Annotated in this window: 11 protein-coding genes; 3 read left to right on the top strand and 8 right to left on the bottom strand. The window is 34.2% G+C overall.

Annotated features, from left to right (window positions below):
- Positions 1–3: 3 nt before the first annotated feature.
- From mrdA to FGM02_RS10380, 3 genes are read left to right on the top strand one after another with little or no spacing between them, the layout of a single operon-like run.
- Positions 4–1,893, top strand: coding sequence for a penicillin-binding protein 2 (gene mrdA / locus FGM02_RS10390; protein WP_139958317.1), 1,890 nt, complete (start codon positions 4–6; stop codon positions 1,891–1,893).
- The gene (rodA, locus tag FGM02_RS10385) at positions 1,874–3,151 is read left to right on the top strand and encodes a rod shape-determining protein RodA (protein WP_139958316.1); all 1,278 of its coding nucleotides are present in this window, start codon (positions 1,874–1,876) and stop codon (positions 3,149–3,151) included. Before mrdA ends, rodA begins: the two co-directional genes overlap by 20 nt.
- Positions 3,152–3,184: 33 nt before the next feature.
- On the top strand, positions 3,185–3,784 hold the full coding sequence (locus tag FGM02_RS10380; protein WP_139958315.1) for a DUF975 family protein: 600 nt from the start codon (positions 3,185–3,187) through the stop codon (positions 3,782–3,784).
- 110 nt (positions 3,785–3,894) lie between these two features.
- Here FGM02_RS10380 and FGM02_RS10375 read toward each other — a convergent pair whose 3' ends face one another.
- The 8 genes from FGM02_RS10375 to FGM02_RS10340 form a co-directional block, all read right to left on the bottom strand.
- Positions 3,895–7,365, bottom strand: a complete 3,471-nt coding sequence (locus tag FGM02_RS10375) for a glycosyl hydrolase (RefSeq protein WP_139958314.1) — start codon at positions 7,363–7,365, stop codon at positions 3,895–3,897.
- A gap of 242 nt (positions 7,366–7,607) precedes the next feature.
- Positions 7,608–8,624 carry an L-glyceraldehyde 3-phosphate reductase gene (gene mgrA, locus FGM02_RS10370; RefSeq protein ID WP_139958313.1) on the bottom strand — a complete coding sequence of 339 codons (1,017 nt, stop codon included), beginning with the start codon at positions 8,622–8,624 and terminating at the stop codon, positions 7,608–7,610.
- Positions 8,625–8,909: 285 nt separating this feature from the next.
- The gene (locus FGM02_RS10365; protein ID WP_139958312.1) at positions 8,910–10,304 is read right to left on the bottom strand and encodes a sugar porter family MFS transporter; all 1,395 of its coding nucleotides are present in this window, start codon (positions 10,302–10,304) and stop codon (positions 8,910–8,912) included.
- A 58-nt stretch (positions 10,305–10,362) separates the two neighbouring features.
- Entirely contained in the window at positions 10,363–11,718 is a 1,356-nt protein-coding gene (locus tag FGM02_RS10360; protein WP_139958311.1) for a BNR-4 repeat-containing protein, read from the bottom strand.
- Between the two features lie 6 nt (positions 11,719–11,724).
- Entirely contained in the window at positions 11,725–13,215 is a 1,491-nt protein-coding gene (locus tag FGM02_RS10355; protein ID WP_139958310.1) for an alpha-L-fucosidase, read from the bottom strand.
- 41 nt (positions 13,216–13,256) lie between these two features.
- Positions 13,257–14,879 carry a peptidoglycan-binding protein gene (locus FGM02_RS10350; protein ID WP_139958309.1) on the bottom strand — a complete coding sequence of 541 codons (1,623 nt, stop codon included), beginning with the start codon at positions 14,877–14,879 and terminating at the stop codon, positions 13,257–13,259.
- 10 nt (positions 14,880–14,889) lie between these two features.
- Positions 14,890–16,020 (bottom strand): glycoside hydrolase family 88 protein, encoded by a 1,131-nt coding sequence (locus FGM02_RS10345; RefSeq protein WP_139958308.1) that lies wholly within the window; start codon positions 16,018–16,020, stop codon positions 14,890–14,892.
- A 116-nt stretch (positions 16,021–16,136) separates the two neighbouring features.
- Positions 16,137–19,478, bottom strand: a complete 3,342-nt coding sequence (locus tag FGM02_RS10340) for a DUF5107 domain-containing protein (RefSeq protein WP_139958307.1) — start codon at positions 19,476–19,478, stop codon at positions 16,137–16,139.
- Positions 19,479–19,545 lie beyond the last annotated feature (67 nt).

Below are 19,545 nucleotides of genomic sequence, written 5' to 3'. Positions count from 1 at the left end.
TTTGTGAAACGAGGATACTTACTTTCATTTTTTATCCTATTAACAGCGGGTATTTTTATTGCCAAACTGTTTTTTCTACAAGTGGTGAATCAGGAACACAATACAAATTCCCTGCAAAGTTCTACCGTAAAAAGAATTTATGACTACCCTGAACGCGGCTATATTTTAGATCGAAATAATGTTTTATTAGTTACTGATAAGCAATCGTACAACTTAATGGTTATCCCCAAAGAAGTACAGCCTTTAGACACCTTAGAATTTTGCCAACTAATTGGAATCGACAAAGAGTCATTTAAAAAAAGATACGAAAAAGCAAGACATTGGTCCCCACGACTACCTTCTGTATTTCTAGCACATATTTCTAAAGAAAACTATGCCTATTTGCAAGAAAAAATGCACAAGTATATTGGGTTTTATATTGTCAAAAAATCTTTACGATATTACCCTTTAAATTCTGCTGCCAATATTTTAGGCTATGTAAATGAAGTAAACGATGAAACGGCAAGAAAAAATCCTTATTACCAGGCTGGAGAATTGATAGGAACCACAGGTATTGAAAAACAATACGAAAAACAATTAAGAGGTGTAAAAGGTGTAAAATACATGCAGCGCGATCGATTTAATAAAATAACCGGTCCCTACAAAAATAGCATCTACGACACTTTACCTATTGCCGGACAAGATTTAACTTTGACCATAGACAGCGAGCTCCAACAATACGGAGAACAACTTTTACAAGGAAAACGTGGAGGAATTGTAGCCATTGAACCCGCTACAGGTGAAATTCTAGCATTGATCACAGCACCAAGCTACAATCCTAATTATATGGTAGGTCGACTCCGATCTAAATACTCTGTTCAGTTTTTTGGAGACACCATTAACAAACCCATGTACGACAGAAGTTTGTTGGCACAATATGCGCCTGGATCACCATTTAAAATGATTCAAGGTTTAGTGGGTTTACAAGAAGAAGTTATTACTCCTGAAACACCTTTTAGATGTTTTCATGGCTATCGTTATGGTGCTGGTGAAAGTGCTTTTATGGGCTGTCACTGTAACATCTATAATATGCCTATCAAATTACAGCGAGGTATTGCTAAATCCTGTAACAGCTACTTTTCAAACGTTTATAGACGTATCATAGAAAAATATCCTACTGCTTCCGAAGGGATGAATGCTTGGAGCAAACATGTAAAAAGTTTTGGCTTGGGAGAATTTTTAGGCTATGATTTACCGCAAGGAAAAAGAGGACTTATTCCAGATGCAGCCTTGTACAACCATTGGTATCCTGATGGTCGATGGAGAGCAACCTACACCATTTCAAATGCCATTGGTCAAGGACAAATACTAACCACTCCTATTCAACTTGCCAATATGACGGCTGCAATTGCCAACAGAGGACATTATTATACACCACACATCCTAAAAAAACAGAATGGCGTACATATTACGGATAGCTTATATACCACGGTACACAACACTACCATTGATAAAAAACATTTTACACCTGTCATTGAAGGAATGCATGATGTATTTAAATCGGGTACAGCAAAGCATGTGCGCTTAAAAAATATTGAAATATGCGGAAAAACAGGAACAGCAGAAAATTTTGTTCGTGTAAATGATCAAAAAATTCAATTTGAAGACCATTCCATATTTGTGGCTTTTGCCCCTAAAAAAAATCCGAAAATTGCCATTGCTGTTTATATTGAAAACGGAGGCTATGGATCTACCATTGCTGCTCCCATAACAAGCTTGATGATTGAAAAATATTTAACTGGAAAAACAACCAATAAATGGTACGAACAACGCATGTTTGAAACCAGTTTAGAAGACGTTTACAACAGACAACTAAAAATAATGCAAACCAAAAGTGAGAATACAGAAGAATAACATATTTTATGGTGTCGATTTTACACTAGTTGTACTCTACCTATTGCTAGTGCTTTTTGGCTGGATGAATATCTATGCAGCTTCTGTAGGAGATGAAGAGCAACATTTATTTGATTTCACAACTAAATACGGAAAACAAATGCTTTGGATAGGCTTAAGCTTTATCCTTATTATTGCTATTTTATTTATTGATGGAAAGACCTATGAAAAATTTTCATCCTTTATTTATATTGGCTCATTATTATCGCTAGCCTTGCTATTTGTTTTTGGTAAAAAAATTAATGGAGCCACCTCCTGGTACGATTTGGGTGCCACCAGTTTACAGCCTTCTGAATTTGCTAAATTCGCTACCGTATTGGCTTTGTCCAAATTGTTAAGCGACAAACAATACGATTTACAACTGGTAAAAAATCAAATTAAGGCATTTATCATCATTTTTTTTCCAGCGGTATTGATTACCCTACAACCTGATCCAGGTTCTGCTTTAATTTATACTTCTTTCTTTTTTGTATTATACCGAGAAGGGCTTCCTATTTATTATATCGCCATAGGACTAGCTGCCATAATTTTATTTATTTTAACCCTTGCTTTTGGTTTCAACAGCATCTTGTTTTTTTCCTATTTACTCATCGTTCTTTTTGTTTTATATGTCCAATTTTACAGGAAAATTTCATTGAAATTTCATTGGAGTAAAATTTTCAGTCTTTTTGCCATTGTTGGTTTGTTTATTTTTAGTGTCGATTATGTCTACAATAATATTTTTGAACAACGACACCGAGATCGATTTAATATATTACTAGGAAAAAATAACGATACACGAGGAATCGGTTACAATACCGATCAATCCGTGCTTACCATTAAATCAGGTGGATTTTCTGGAAAAGGTTTTTTACAAGGCGATAGAACGCAAGGAAATTTTGTACCTGAACAGCACACCGATTATATTTTTAGTACCATTGGAGAAGAATGGGGATTTATGGGAACTTCTTTACTCGTAATTCTATTTACCGTATTTGTATTAAGAATCATTCAACTTGCAGAACGTCAAAAAACTGCTTTTAGCCGTGTATATGGTTATGGAATTGCCACCGTTTTCTTTTTCCACTATTTGATTAATATCGGAATGGTGATTGGATTATTTCCTACCATTGGAATACCGCTACCCTTTTTTAGTTATGGAGGCTCAGGACTTTGGGGATTCACCATTTTACTTTTTATATTTGTAAAATTAGACGCAAGTAAATCCTACGAACTCTAAAAAATTAATTCAACAACCCAAAAACATATTTTTATGAAAACCACCAACGAAATTATGCAAGATGCCAAAGATTCCCTAACTGGGAAATGGGGAATTGCAGTAGGAACTTACCTAGTCATCTTTTGTATTTCAGCAGCCATTCAAGTCATTGCAGAAAAAGCGCCATTGGCTTCCGTAGGCTCTATTTTAATTAGTGGCCCCCTAGCTTTAGGAATTGCCATTTTTGCTTTATCCATTGTTAGAAAAGAAGAAACTCGTTTTGAACAAATATTCGAAGGCTTTCACAATTTCGGGAACGCATTGGTTACTTATTTATTAATGCTTTTATTTATACTTCTTTGGACACTTTTATTAATTATACCTGGAATAATCGCTGCTATTTCTTACGCAATGACCTTTTATATTTTAGCAGAAAATCCTGATTTAGCTCCACGTGAAGTACTTCAAAAAAGTCAAGATATGATGTATGGCTATAAAATGAAATATGCAGGAATCCTGTTAAGAATTTTTGGTTTGGCAATATTGTGTATTTTCACTTTGGGTATTGGCTTCTTATTTTTAGCGCCCTATGTTCAAGTAGTCAATGCGCAGTTTTATGAAGAAATAAAAGACAAACCTATTGAAAGAGTTTAGTTCCTCTCAATTTAAAAATCCTTTTTACGGGCTACAAAATGATACTAGTTTAAAAAAGGTTCTACTAAAATAGTAGAACCTTTTTTCATGCCATTCATTCTTTCCTTTTATTAATTCTGTTCAATCATATTCAAAACAACAGGTCCTATCAATCCTGATTTTTCTAATTTGCTTTCACCTTTTTTAGGTCCATTGGTAGTCCATGTTTTCTTTTGATCTTTGGCTCGAGTATGATCGTAAATCAATTGGTTTCTCCAAGTATTTGTGACTTTAACTTCCAATAAATTATCGCCTTTTCTAAGATAATCAGACAACTCAAAAATATAGGGTGATGCCCAACGAACACCAACTTTTTTCCCATTACAAAATAATTCTGCTATATTTTCAACTTGACCAAGATCAATAGTGCTCCTTTTTGCTATATTTTCTACAACAATATTTTTGGTATAACTTACGGTTCCCGAGTAATGTCTAACGGCTTCATTTTTGAAATTTGTAAGAGACATTAATTTAGGAACCTCAATGAAACTTGGAGTATCCCAACCTTTTTCAAATTCCGCTTTCCAATTATTTTGAAGTGCAATTTTATCAACTACAAGGTCTAGCTTTTTTTCTTTGCCATTTTTAAACAAGGTATATATTCCAGACTTTGAGGTATTTATTTTTTTATCTTTGAAGCTAAGACGAGTAAATTCCTCTTCGCTTTGTTGTCTGTACCAGCCTTTTTCTGAGCTAAGAATAGTTTGATTTCCAAAAACAACTTTTGAACAAAAAGGCTCTTTAGCCCCCTTCGGGAAAACCAGAATCGCACTTCCACTAGCTTCTAAGGAAACAGCTACATTTGTTCTTCCTTTTTCTTTACTCCATACCATCGCATCTTGCGACAGCCCCGTAAAAGCATCCCAAAACTGAGGACAGGTATTTTCAACTCGAAAACTTAACGAAACAGCAATGGGTTCTTTACTTTTTGTCGATACAAAATAGAGATCCGCTTCTTTGGTTTTTCGATGAATCCAATTTATATCGGCACCATTTGGAACCAATACATCTCCTTCTACTTTTTCAGCCTCCAATACTTCTTTTATAGATTTTCCCCAATATACTTTTCCTTTGCCTACTTGTCTTACTCCGCTTTCAGTACGCCCCCATAACTCATTAGAAATTACCATAAGTTTTTTCAAATCATGATCATCGTCCATTAAACTAGGAGAATCTATTGGTTTCTCTCCAACAATCACGGCTCCATTTTCGACTAATTCTTTCAATTTTTCAGCTGTTGACAACAACATGTCTTTGGAATCTCTTAAAAGAATAACACGATAATCACCACCATCTTTAACATGTATTTTCCCGTTTTTTATTGCAATTTTTTCTTGTAAAATTTCTTCATTTAAATAATCATAACGATAACCTTTTGGAAAATCATTCAAATCAAACGGAGGTCGGTCAAAATGATCTCCATAATACCAAAGCACATCAGCGGCATATTCTCCTTGCTGTAACATATATTGATTACGTGCTAAATACCTCATCCAATCGGGCATGTATTTCCACCATGTTTGACCTCTTACAAAAGGAAAACCAATATTCCCTCCAAAACTTGAGCCAGGATATACATTGGTTTGAGGTGTATGAGAAAAGGTATGAAAAACCAAATGGTTGACCCCTTTTGTGAAATTGTAATCTATCAAATACTTTACGCTAAATGGATGCTCATTCCACTTGACTCCTAATTGTGTACAGGCTTCAGCGGCTAAAACAGGCTTGTTGTATAAATGTGTAGCAGAGGCAGCGGATAAAATAGGTTTGGCAAATTCATTTTGACTTGAAGGTGCCTTAGGATACCAAAACTCGGTCATGGGAATATCACTTACACCATAATAACGCATAGGATCTATAGGTAAAACCTCTCCTCCTGCTCCTTCCGTATAAACCTCTGCTCCCATTTCATGCGCTATGGTGGCAAAATGCTGGAAGAAGTTTTCGATAAATAGATCGTCCATAGTCTGACGTAAATCTCGTAAAAATTTGGTCGTAATTTCAGGACTATCGACAATATACCCCATGGTAGCCGGTAAATACTTTTTTAAATCGTAACCCCGACGTTGTTTAAATTCTTGAAACATTGCGTTAGAATTCATCGTCCAAGTAGGGACATGACTTTCCCAACTATCAATTAATAATCCATGTAATTTTCCATTGCCAATTGGCCCACCCTCTTTCATCAGGTTTCCAATCATTCCATTTCGTAAATGATTTTCTATGGCCATTTTATCTAACTTACTCGATTCCCAACCCGTAGCTTCGGGCACCGCAGGTTTATTTGTAAGTAGCATATTGATATGACCAAAGCGAACTACAGTCCAATTTCCTTCAGGAATTTCCCAATTTAGCCTTCCCTTCGAAGTCATTTTATCATTTAAATAAACGATCGAATTTCCTTTCACTATAGAATTTTTCGAATACTGATACGCTACCTCTTTTTCAAGACGCCTTAATACTTTTGCTGCCTTGGCTTCGTGGTTATGTAATTTTGATTTTGAACTTAAACGGATAAATTCTGGCGCAATGCTATGCATACCTTTAAAAGTAAAAACAAAGGCAGTAGCAGTTGTTTCAGGTATTGCCAACGTTAGGTGTTTTCGACGATCATTCCAATTTGCATCTGGTAGATTTACCGTTGTTATTTCAACAAACCTTCCTTCTATAAGCGCCTCCACTTTAATAGCAACATCTACCTTAGGATATTCTTTGCCCATAATTATATGACGAGACTGAGGCAAAATAATAGTGCGTAATGTAACCGGGAGTTGAAATTTAGTTTTCACCCAAGTATCTTTCTTGTTAACTTTTGAAATCCCTTGAGCTCTATAGGCTTCTAAAGGTTTATCCAACTGTGTTTTAGTACGCGTAACTTTAATTTTTGAATCGGGATTAAAGATAGCTTTCCAAGGAACCAAAGAATTATTTGTTTCTATTGCTATAGGATTCAAGGGTTCAGCATCATCTCCTTCTGGCGTAGGAAAAGCCAAAAGCTGAATGTCTTTATAATCGTAATCTGGAGTATGGTACAATGGATCTAATTGTAACGTTTTTTCCTGCTTTTTCCCTCCTGTAAACCTATACACTGTTTCTACCATTTCACGTTGCGCTTCTGCTACTGGAACCCAAGGCCCACCTGCCATAGACCAGCCCGGACAATTTTGCATGGTAAATTTCAACCCCAAACGTTCACATTCATCGGCTGCATGCCGAATCATGTCTTCCCATTCTGGAGATAGAATTTTAATAGGATCGACACCAGGATACGGACGTCCATTTTTATTAAAAAGATGAATTCCCTGAAGTCCTGCATATTTTATGGCTTCAAGATCTAAGGTTAAGCCTTCTTTACTAATATTATTTCCATTGAGGTGAAACCAAGTTTCAGGGTAATATTTTTTAGAAGGCGCTTTAAATCCTTTCTTTAATTCTTCAATTACATCTGTCTTTTTTACAGCAATCTTCTGTTTGGGAATGCTACAGTTAAACAGACATACTGCTAACAATAAAATAAATTTAATCAACAAATTAGGCCTCATTTTTTTCTTTATAAATTATAGGGTATAATTTATAGATAAGCAGATTCAAAGCCATCCTGTATTGTCCTGTCTCTTAAGAAGGCTCTATTTATTAGTGCTACAGATTATCAGCTTCTGCATGATTTATTTGTGGACCATAGATCAAAAAAAGCCTCTCAACAATTTGTTGAGAGGCTTTTTTTATGAAAATAAAACTTCAAATAACTAAGCTAATCAGCCATTCAAGTATTTAATAAATTGACTTATTTTAAAATTTCTTCTATGCTTTCTAATGTCGCTGCATCAAACTCTTGGCAATCTAGTGCTTTTATAGAATCTAGCAATTGTGAACTTCTACTAGCCCCCACCAATACAGAGGTTATCCTTTTATCTTTTAACAACCAAGCAATGGCCATTTGCGCTAAAGTCTGACCTCTTTCAAGGGCTATTTCATTTAAAGCTCTTACCTGATCAAGTGTTTCCTTAATTTGATCGGTTTTTAAATAGCGTCCATCTTTAACAGCTCTGGAATCTTCTGGAAAACCATTTAGGTATTTATTCGTCAATACTCCTTGACGTAAAGGTGAAAACACGATAGATCCAACACCACTATCCTCTAAAGTATCTAGCAAACCATCCTCAACCCAACGATCTAACATATTATAACGTGGTTGATGAATTAAACAAGGTACGCCTAAATCTTCAAGAATTTTAAATGCCTTTGCTGCTTCCGGAGCTTGATAGTTTGACAAACCTACATACAACGCTTTTCCTTGACGTACAATTTGCGCTAAGGCTCCCATGGTCTCTTCTAAAGGCGTATCTGGATCTGGCCTATGGTGGTAAAAAATATCAACATAGTCTAAGCCCATTCTTTTTAGACTCTGATCTAAACTAGAAATTAAATATTTTTTGGATCCAAAATTCCCATAAGGTCCCGGCCACATATCATAGCCTGCTTTTGTTGAAATAATCAATTCATCTCTATAGGCTTTGAAATCTTTTTCAAATATTTTCCCAAAATTAGCTTCTGCACCACCATACGGAGGTCCATAATTATTAGCTAAATCGAAATGAGTAATTCCATGATCAAAGGCCGTTTGCAAAATGTCTCTCGCATTTTCAAAATCATCTGTAAAACTGAAGTTGTGCCAAAGTCCTAACGAAAGTGCAGGTAATAGCAGTCCACTATGACCACACCTACGATAACTCATTTTATCATAACGAGTGTCTTTTGCATTGTAACTTTTTTCTACGGGAATATTAAAATTTTGACTCATGTTATATTTTTTAAAAACAGCGTAAACTTAAACAATAAATTTTATTTGTCCTGTAAGTAATTCGTCTACTTTAGACAAAGAAGCTATGCTTACCATATTGTTATTTTCGTGGTTCTCTTTTTGATATCCGCTTTTAACTGACTAATTGATTTTATTATATAAATTTTTCAGTAACATATCACATTTTATAAAACAACAAGTTCCCATAAGTACAAAATATTCGCACATACCCAACAGGTAGTTATAGATTTTTTATATGCATTGTTATTTTACTAGTATGTAATATTATTTATCAAAAATATCTTCTAATTCTTCCAAGGTTTTATTCTTAGTCTCTGGTATTTTAAATTTCACATAAAGAAAACTCACTAAGCAAATTCCACTATACACCCAAAACGTACCAAAGGCTCCAAGAATATTATTTAAGGAAGGAAAACTGTAGGTTAACATAAAACATGCTATCCATAAAGCTGTAGTTGTTAACGAAAGTGCTGCGCCTCGTATTCTGTTTGGAAAAATCTCAGATACCAAAACCCAAAACACAGGAGCTAAGGTTAGTGCATAAATTGCAATCGCTATTACAACCAACACTACAAGTACAAAACCTTTCAATTCGAAAAAGTAAAACAAACCTATCAAAATATACAGTATCATTAAACCTAAAGATCCTAAAAGCCATAGTTTTTTTCTTCCCCATTTATCTATAACCTGCATGGCCAATAAGGTAAATACTAAATTAACGACACCTGTTAAAATAATATTAAACAACGCATCACTAACTCCATAACCAGCATTGGCAAAAATTTCTTCAGCATAATTAAATACCACATTAATACCACACCATTGTTGAATAAATGCTAAGATTATCCCTATAAAAACAAGTTTTCGATTTTTACCCGTAAACAACTTTTTTAAACTTACTTTTTCTACCGTATCCTTTAAAGCTAACCCTATTTGATTTTGCACCTTTTCTGCATAATCATTACCTCCAATAATTGCTAATATTTTTTTTGAAGCTTCTACTTGATTGTTACTAGACAACCAACGTGGACTTTCAGGAATACAAAAAATAAGTACAAAAAACAAAGTAGCTGGCACTAATTCTGCCCAAAACATCCATCTCCATCCTGTTTGACCATTCCAAGAGTTTACCATTTCGATAGTAGACATACCTTCTGTAACTGGATCTGCAATTAAAAAATTAATTACTTGCGCAGCCAATATTCCTATTACAATAGCCAATTGATTAAGAGATACCAAACGCCCCCTATAATTTGATGGAGCAACTTCAGCAATGTATAAAGGAGAAATAGTAGAAGCCAAGCCAATACCAAAACCTCCAATTATTCTAAAAACAATAAACAAATCAAAATCATTAAACCAACCAGTACCACCAGCCGATACTAAAAATAATAAAGCTGCTAACCCTAAAGGTTTTTTTCGACCGAAACGTTCAGTAATCTTTCCAGCAACCATAGCTCCAAAAATACAACCGATTAAAGCACTTCCCATTGCCCACCCTTGTAAAGCTGGAATGTCTGAAATATTAAAATAACGTTCGTAAAATGGTTTAGCGCCTCCAATAACCACCCAATCATAACCAAAAAGCAAACCTCCTAGTGCTGAAATCGTGGAAATCATCAATATATATTTTAAATTGAGTTTTTCTAATTTTATCATATTCTATTTATTTTAATGTTTTTCAAATTCGATTCTTTCACTTAATTAAAAGGGCTAACTATTGGTACCTATAAAACTTTATTGCTGATTTATAATTTGTATAATGAATATAGTTGTCATTTTCCATCCACAGTACAACTTCAGGATCGCCTTTCTTATAATTTCTAGGGATAAATGGTCGAACATTGTCTTTTTTTGAATTATTTGTAATTAGTTCTCTTTTCACAATAGCTCCCTGTTTGTTAAACTTGTAGCGAACAATTTCAAAAACTCCAAAAATGGTCTCCGAAGTATAAATTACATTTGTATTAAAAGGGTTTATTGTCATTCCTCCTGAATAATGCGGCTCTAACTCTCTTTGATTTTCAGGTGTATTCCCAAACCATTTACCAGAATTACAAATTGTAACATCTAACCATTCGTTTCCATCGTATTTGGCATACTGATATATATGATTTTCCTCATTGGGATACCTAGCGTATGCTATTATAGGATTTCCACTAATATCTGAGGCTACATCATAAACCCAACTCCGTCCATTATTTTCATCTGCTTTATAAACAACAGAGGCATCCTTAGGTTCAAACGGTAAATTCTCTATCGTACATATTTTAGAGCCGTCTACTCTCCAAAAAGCACCCTTTTCATAATAGGCGTAATAAACAGAGTTAAGAGGTTCATTTCTTGGGTGCCCATCGGTAAATACCATGTGTATTTTAGACTTTCCATCTGAATAATATTTTACATAAGGTCTATTTTCTGGATCGAAAGGGTAATTTGTGATAAGTACTCTAGATTTTGAAAAAGTTTCTCCATTGTCAAATGACCACATCATATTTGGCTTAAATCCAGTCCATCTTCCAAAGCAAAACAAGGCACCTTCCTCTTCTTTTAAAACAAACGGATTGGCATATGTGGTTCTGTTTAAAGGGAATTTTTCTAATTCTAAAACATCGAAGGGATCTATTCTAACTAGATTACTAAACAAAGTATCTGTACTAGCGTTTGGTTTCATTTCTCTAGAATGATACCGTACGATATTATCAAAATGCTTGGTATAAAATACCGCAGTGTTACCATTAGATAGTTCCACAAAACTAGGATTAGCATGATCATCTTTATCTAATTCCTCTGCTAAAACTTGCTTTTTAATAACACCATTTAGGTCTAAAAAACCTGTTTCTATTGAACCGTTTGATTTTACCCAACCTGTTTGAATTCCTTTTAAATCACCATGTACATAAATAGCTCTAGGATCAGAAAACCAACACCAAGCACCATCCTCTGTAAAAGTTTTTACAACTTCTTTTTTTATTTTATACCTAGAATCACTTTCCGTTTTACAAGAATTAAGTAAAAAGAAAAAAAATCCCAATAAAACAAGAATAGGCCTTTTTAAAATTTGAATTTTCATAAATTTTTACTCTAGTTCAAACTTAAAAACAGTCGTCAAATCATTCATCTCGGCATCAGGAATCGTCAGAAAAACATTGTCTGAATCGACTTTAAATTTGGCCTCCACTTGACTGCCCAATAACGTTACTCGTTTTAATTTAGAATATAAAGGATAACGATGTGGACCAAGAGCTCTTAACCCAATAACATCACCTGCTTTAGGCTTTCCTAAAAAGAATACATAAACCGTTTTCTTATCTTTAGATCTAGTGAAACGAATATCGCTTGCATTGTATTCGTTGACGGCAGACTGACCGCCAAAATGACCATCAGACTCTTTAGCTCTACCAAACCCATAAATTTGATATGGCCGTGTATTGTAAACTGCCTCTCCATATTTTTTCAACCAGGCCCCAACTTCTAACACAACCTCTCGTTGTTCTTGAGGAATAACTCCATCTTTTCGTGGCGAAAGATTTAATAATACAATCCCATTTTTACTCCAAACATCAATCATATTACGAAGTACTAAACCTGCCGACTTGTATTTTAAATTCTCTGTAAAACACCAAGACCCCATACTTATAGTTATATCAGTCATCCAAACAGATTCTGAAACATCCTTTTTCCCTCCTTGTTCAATATCCAAAATACTTAAATTTCTAGGCAAATCATTTTGTTTAGAAACAATAGCAACTTCTTGATTTTTTTTCTTTGCTTCATTTAAATAATAGGCAGCAAATGCAGTTCGATGTTCTTCTGGTATCATATTTAACCATGAATCAAACCAAATAATATCTGGAGAATATTGATCAATAACTTCTTTTAATTGGGCATACCAATACTCATGAAATTCATCAGCCGGCATGTTTCCATACAATTTTCTTAACTCAGGATCTGTAGTAGATGTTACATATTTTGGATTGTAGGCAAAATGACTTGTAAAACCTTCCCATTCTTCTGGATTATCAGCATTTCGTTGCAAATTTCTAGCATGATGAAAAGTAGTAATCGTTTTTAATCCTTCTTTTTTTAATTCAGACAATAGAGCTCCTGTAATATCTTTTTTTGGACCTTTATCTTTTGAATTCCATGGATTAACTTTACTGTCCCACATTGCAAAACCGTCATGATGCTGTGCTACAGGCCCTGCAAAGCGCGCTCCTGCATTTTTAAACAATTTAGCCCAGTTTTTGGCGTCAAAATGTTCTGCCGTAAACTTGGGAATAAAATCGTGATAATTAAATTCTTTAGGATCTCCATATGTTTTTTTATGATGTTGAATGACATGGTTGTTATCTGATTTATACAAATACCAAGCGTACCACTCATTGCTGTAGGCGGGGACACTGTAAGGCCCCCAATGAAAATATATTCCTAATTTCGCATCCACCAACCATTCTGGTGCACTTGTATGTTTAGACAAAGATTCCCAATTAGCCTTATACTGTGGCTGCTGTGCTTTTAGCACCAACTGAGTTAAAATGACAATCGTTGTAATCACTATTTTTTTCATACTAAATATTTAGTTTATTTCTTTTAGTCTAATTATAATTGCTATGGAAGTACTTTAAATTCTTGATGCGTACGATCTTTAAATTGAGCCTTGAATAAAGACTGAGGATACAGACCTTTTTTATTAGTTCCTTCAATAAATCCTGTTGGACCTTCAAAAGGACCATTTCCTGAAACCTTACCAAAACAACCAATAGCATAATTTTGAGCTGTAGGGGGTTTTTGTAAAGTAATTACTTTTCCATTTGCATTACAATTCCACAATACAGAATGAGCTGCTGACCAGCCATGACCATTAGCCCAATTTCCTCTATTATAGAAACCCATAACACGGTTTCCTCCTTCAGTCTCAACTCTAGTTTCTGCTTCTGTTAAATTATCAAACAACATGCCTTGACTCCATTTTTGGTGACCTTCACTTGCAGTATAAGATCTTAAACAAGTGCTTTCCACAACTGCTATACCAGAAACCGAAGACCTACCGTTTGACACATAACCATGACGAGCGTCTGAGGCTTTACATTGATAAAACAATATTTGTTGAGAAAAGGTAGAAGCATTAAAATTATAACGCTGTCCTCCTGTAACAACTCCATAAGGTTCCAACGCTTTGCTGTTTATTACAGAAATTCTGAAAGCTGTTTGTGTCAAAATTCCTGATTTCCAAAAATGCAATGTTGTACAATCTCTAACCCATGAATCTTCTATTTGACGCAGAACAATCGCGTTTTCTGCATGATTTTTTATATCTGTTCTTCCTAAAGTTTGAATATCAATCCTTAATTTTTCAATACCAATATTTGTTAACAAGCCTTTTCTATTGTATTTATAAATAAAACTTTGCGCTAACTTTTTATCTAAATGATTAAAAACAGGTGCGTCAATTGTAATTGTATTGCCTTCAATTTTTTTTATGTATCGATTATAAAGAATAGGCAGTTCTCCTTCATGCCAAAATTTGGTTTTATCATTTTCTACCCCACCATTATTAGCATCGATCCATTTTTTAGTACAAGGATGATTGATAATTATATTATCACCTACTTCATAAATTGAAGGATTATCAACTTCAAATGTATGAGCACCTACCGGAACAAAATCACTAGTTATATAACTACGTGTCCCCCAAACCCAATCATCATCTAATTCATGATTTTTATTACCTCCAGCTATTAGTATTGTTCTATTTTCTGGTGTATTTCCAATTGCCTTAATGACTGTGTTTTTAGAAGTATCAACTCCATCTCCTTCACCTCTAAGAACAATACCACTGTACTTTAAAAACAAGGTACCATGTACATCATAATTCCCTGCTTTTAATACCAAGGCTCCTCTAGATCCATTTTTATCTAGTGGCATGGCACCTACCTTATCAATTGCGGCTTGAATATGTTTTGTATTGTCTCCTGCAATAGGTTTTATTGAATAAACAACAGGAATATTAGGAATTAGAATCTCACTATTTTTATAACCAGAATAACTAAAGTCAGGAATCCTATTCCCTTTCTTATCTGACACGTACGCTAACTTCTCTTTTTTGTAGTAAACTTTGGAAGACTGCCATGCACCTTTAGGAATTTTTTGTCCAACCACAGGCAACACTAACAAAGTAGCAATAACAAAAATGCTCTTTTTAAACATACTATTTAAAGTTTTATTTTTCATTAGTAATTATTTAATACAACATAGCATTTAGTCTTTTCTTTCTATTTAACGCTTCTAAATAATAATAATCTGCGTAAACAATTGGCTCATCAATTTCCGAATTTCTAGGCCAATTACCCGTAGAGTGAGCTAATAAAAAGCCAAATGCTGTTCCTTTTTTATTTAGATAATCCTTACTTGATAAGGACTTCAAAATAGTGTTTGCAGCATCTAAATACTCTTTTCCATTCTTCGAATAACCTCCAAGCTCTAACAAACCTGATGCTATAATAGCAGCTGCAGAAGCATCTCTAGGTTCATTTGGTAATTTTGGAGCATCAAAATCCCAATAAGGTATTTTATCCTCTGGCATATTTTTATGTGTTAATATAAATTCAGCAATACGTTCTGCCTGATCTAAATAAGCTTCATCTTTAGTCGCTCTAAACATAACTGTAAAACCGTATAAACCCCATGCTTGACCACGAGCCCAAGCTGTTTCATCAGCATATCCTTGGTTGGTTACTTTTTTTATAACCTCACCTGTTTCAGATGAATAATCTACAACGTGATACGAAGAATTATCAGATCTAAAATGGTTTTTTAGCGTTGTATTTGTATGATTTATCGCAATATTTTTATAATAAGGATCGCCTGTTTCTTTACTTGCCCAAAGCAACAGTTCCATATTCATCATATTGTCTATAATTACGGGAAATGTATACAAATCTTCACTATGATCCCAAGAACGTATACTTTTTACTTTAGAGTTATAGCGGCTAGCTAAAGACTTAGCTGTTTGTATAAGAATCGCTTTGTACTTCTGATTGCCCGTAATTTGATACCCATTTCCATAACTACAATACATCATAAATCCAACATCATGTGTACTTTCATTAAATTGTTCATTTTCTAGGTATTCAGTATATTTAATCGCTCTTTCTTTCCATTTAGCATCACCTGTTAACTCAAACATCATCCACAATTCTCCAGGAAAAAAACCACTCGTCCAATCATTTGACGGTACCATAACTACCTCATTTTTATCAATCGACCTAGGTAATAGTTCATTCTTATTGAATTTATCAACTACTTCGCATTGATAATTTAATTGTGCTTCTGTTTTTACAAGCGTTTTTTCTAAATTAAATTTATTTGACATACTAGTTTGGCAGCTAAACAGAACAAAACTAAATAAAACTATAAATGATACTTTTAGCCCAATTTTTAAATACGACATATTTTTTTGTTTTAAATCTTTAAACTTTAGTTTAGGAACTACCTAATCACCTGTAATTCATTACTTTTATTACGTATCCCACCTAAATGATGTTGCTCAAGCCTAAAAAGAGCCTCGAAACATTCGTCAGCTTTTTCGTCGTTTTTACCTTTATAGCCAAGTCCCATCATGTAATAGCAATGCACTTTATTTTTTTGGTTTAAGTCTTCTTCCCACACCATTAAATCAGGTAATGAAACTGCGAAATAGTCAACTCTAATAGAATCATTTAAATGAGTTTCCCCAAAGTTAATAAGCTTTTCAAACCGGGTATTTGCTTCCTCATCTCTACCTAATTTTAGTAATGCCAATCCTTGATAATAAATAGTATCTGGTTGTTGATCATTATAAAACCAAGCAATTGCCGGATCACTTAATCCTTCAGAAGCCTTACCCCAAAATTGAAGAGCTTTCTGATCATCTCCTAATTTATTATAAGCACAACCGAGCCAGTAATCTATTTCATTTTCTTGTGCTCCGTCTAATTTTCCTTCTCCTAAATTGTGTGGAAATAATTTTGAAGCTTCCAAGAAACGAACCGCTTCATCATAGTTTTCATCTTTAAAAGCTATTTGTGCGAGTCCCAATAATGCTGTTACATAAGCTGTAGTTACTTTTCCTTCTCCACCTTCCCATGGATGAAAAACCCTTTCGCTTATAAGTGTATATGCATCTTCGAAATTTTGTTCTAAAATATTTAGATATACCCATTCAATATACAAATCATCACGTTTAGCAATTAACTTTTTATTTTCTTTATAAAACGACATTCTAAACGCTGTTGACTTATTCTGCTTTTTATAAAACTGATCTAATTCCATAAAAACTCGTGCATCCTCTTTATCTAAAGCAAAAGCAGTTTCCATTGATTCTTTAGCTTTTTCAACATTTGAAGATTTATTAAAATAAGCCAAGGCTAAATTTCTATGCACAGTTGCAAAACTTGCATCATTCGAAACCGAAAATTCCCAACAACTAATGGCATCTTCATAACGTTTTGAATTGTAATATAGATTTCCTAAATAATAAGGAGCTTTAGAACAATTAGGTAGTAATTCTATTGCGTTATTTAAAGCCGATATGGCCTCTAATCTATTAGGAAAACAATAATCAGATTTACAATTTTCTGCTTGACGAATGACTAATTTAGCGGCGGTACTATTTCCCAATAGCATTAAGAAATTGGCTTTAAAATACTGCGCCATAGGATATACCGATTTTTGTAAATTGATTCCTAAATCAATAAGTTCAACAGCTTCTTGGTACAAACCAGCATCTGCATAATCTAATGATATTTCAATGAAATTTTGAATATCACCTCTACTTAAAGATGTTAAAGTATCTTTTGCATTTACATCTCCTAAAAGAAATTTTTCAAAATACATTCCGTAATTAAATTGATCAATTGCAATAGATTCTTCAATTAAGATTTTAGCCTCTGTTATTTTCCCTAAATTCCTTAAAACTATTGCTTTTAAATGCCTTGCTTTATGATTGTGCCAATTGCGAATTAAGGACCTATCAGTCGTATCCAGAGCTGATTCCCAATTCCCTCTTTTAACATCAATTAAAGCAACCTGAAAATAACCTGCATCCATGAACGCAGCACTCCAAACTGATTTATAAAAAGCATCATAAGCTTCATCTGTTTTTCCTTGGTAACGCAAAGCTAGCCCTAAATTAAACAATGGCTCTCCATCATATGGATTCGGATTGCGTTCGAGTTGTCTCTTATGCGCTTTTAAAAAGTGTGCTTCTGCTTTTTCAAAATCACCATTTCTCAACAGTAACAATCCTAATGCGTTATTACAACGTATATCTTTCGGATCTCTTTTTAAAGCTTCTTCATAATAAGGAATAGGACTATAAGTCGCATGCCTATACTGTTCTAAATGCTGACCATTTAAATACAGTTCTTCATTCGTTTCAATATCTTGAGGATCCTTTGCTGCCTTTGCTGCTTCTGGTATTTCCCTATTATTTTCTTCAGCTACTTTCCAATCTATTAATACCGTTCCTGCTTCTGAAACAAGTGCTACTTCATAATCAGATTGCTTTAATTTTTCATCTATCTCAATCTCATTCGTATAACTGATCCCTGGTTTAAATCCGAATTGTTCTTCTGAAACAACTTTTTCTTGATTTGTTATTTTGATAGTAGTATTAGGGTATACGCCTGTTGCATATGCTTTTATTCTCAATTTATCATCAACAAACTCGACATTTAACATAGCGTCTTTTGATGCGTTCTTCACAAGACCAATATCTTGGTAAGGCATAAAATATTGTGTAAAAGCTTTTTGTTCATAAGGCATTAACCAAGAAAAATCGGGTTGATTGTCCGTATATACACCACACATTAATTCTATATATGGTCCGTTTTTATCGGTTAAATTTCTATCCCACGCCTTCCCAAAATCACCGTCTCCCCATGTCCATTGCTTTTTACCTGGTGATATATGGTGATTAGCTACGTGCAACAATCCTCCATTAGAATCGTGTTCAAAACCACCCACAAAATTATAATCAGATTTTATAGCCATATAAGATGTAGGCACTGGAATATTCTTATACCTTGAAATATCGGTCCCTGGTGAATAATCAAACTTATAATAGGTTCCTTTTGCTATTGGAAACTCCGAAACATCTCGTTTTCCATGATCGAAAACTGCATTTACATCTGGAGGAAAAACAGATTGGTATTCATCATTAACAGCAACTGCTGGATTTGCCCACCATAAAAAGGTTTGCGGTTGCGATGTTCTATTGTATAATTTGGCGTTAATTTCTAAATAAGCTTTGTCTGGATACAATCGAAAACCTGCCATCCCTTTGGTTCTAGACATACGCTCAATTTCATTACACCAAACAGTTTTACTTCCGTCGGCATGTTCCTCTATACTAAAATCTACAGGACTATATGTACTAGGGCGATGATGTTGCGGCCAGTTAAACTCTATTCCTCCTGAAATCCATGGTCCTGTTAACCCCACAAGTGCAGGTTTTATAACCTCATTATAATATACAAAATGACGTTTTTTAATTTTATCATATGCCATCTGAACACGACCTCCCAATTCTGGCAGAATCATTATTTTAACAAAATCGTTCTCAAGATAACAAGCAAGCCATTCTTTATCGACTTTCGTGTCACTTATTTTTTCTACAACAGGAAAAGGATAGACCTTTCCACTACTACCTTGATAAATTCTTTTTTCTAAAAATATTGGATTTTTTTCTGCAGCGCCAACATCGTAAGTTGGGATCATTACTTTTTCAGACCAAGCTTGTACTTTCATATTCAAATGTTTTTCATACTTCTTAACGAACTGGATGTTCATTTTTAAAAAGTTAAAACTACCTCATCTAAAGACAAGTGGCGTCGTCACAGCTTTCATTTTATGGGGA

This window comes from Flavicella sediminum, assembly GCF_006381105.1.
In the GTDB taxonomy this organism is placed as follows: Bacteria; Bacteroidota; Bacteroidia; order Flavobacteriales; family Flavobacteriaceae; genus Flavicella; species Flavicella sediminum.
This window is presented reverse-complemented; position numbering and strand designations above follow the sequence as displayed.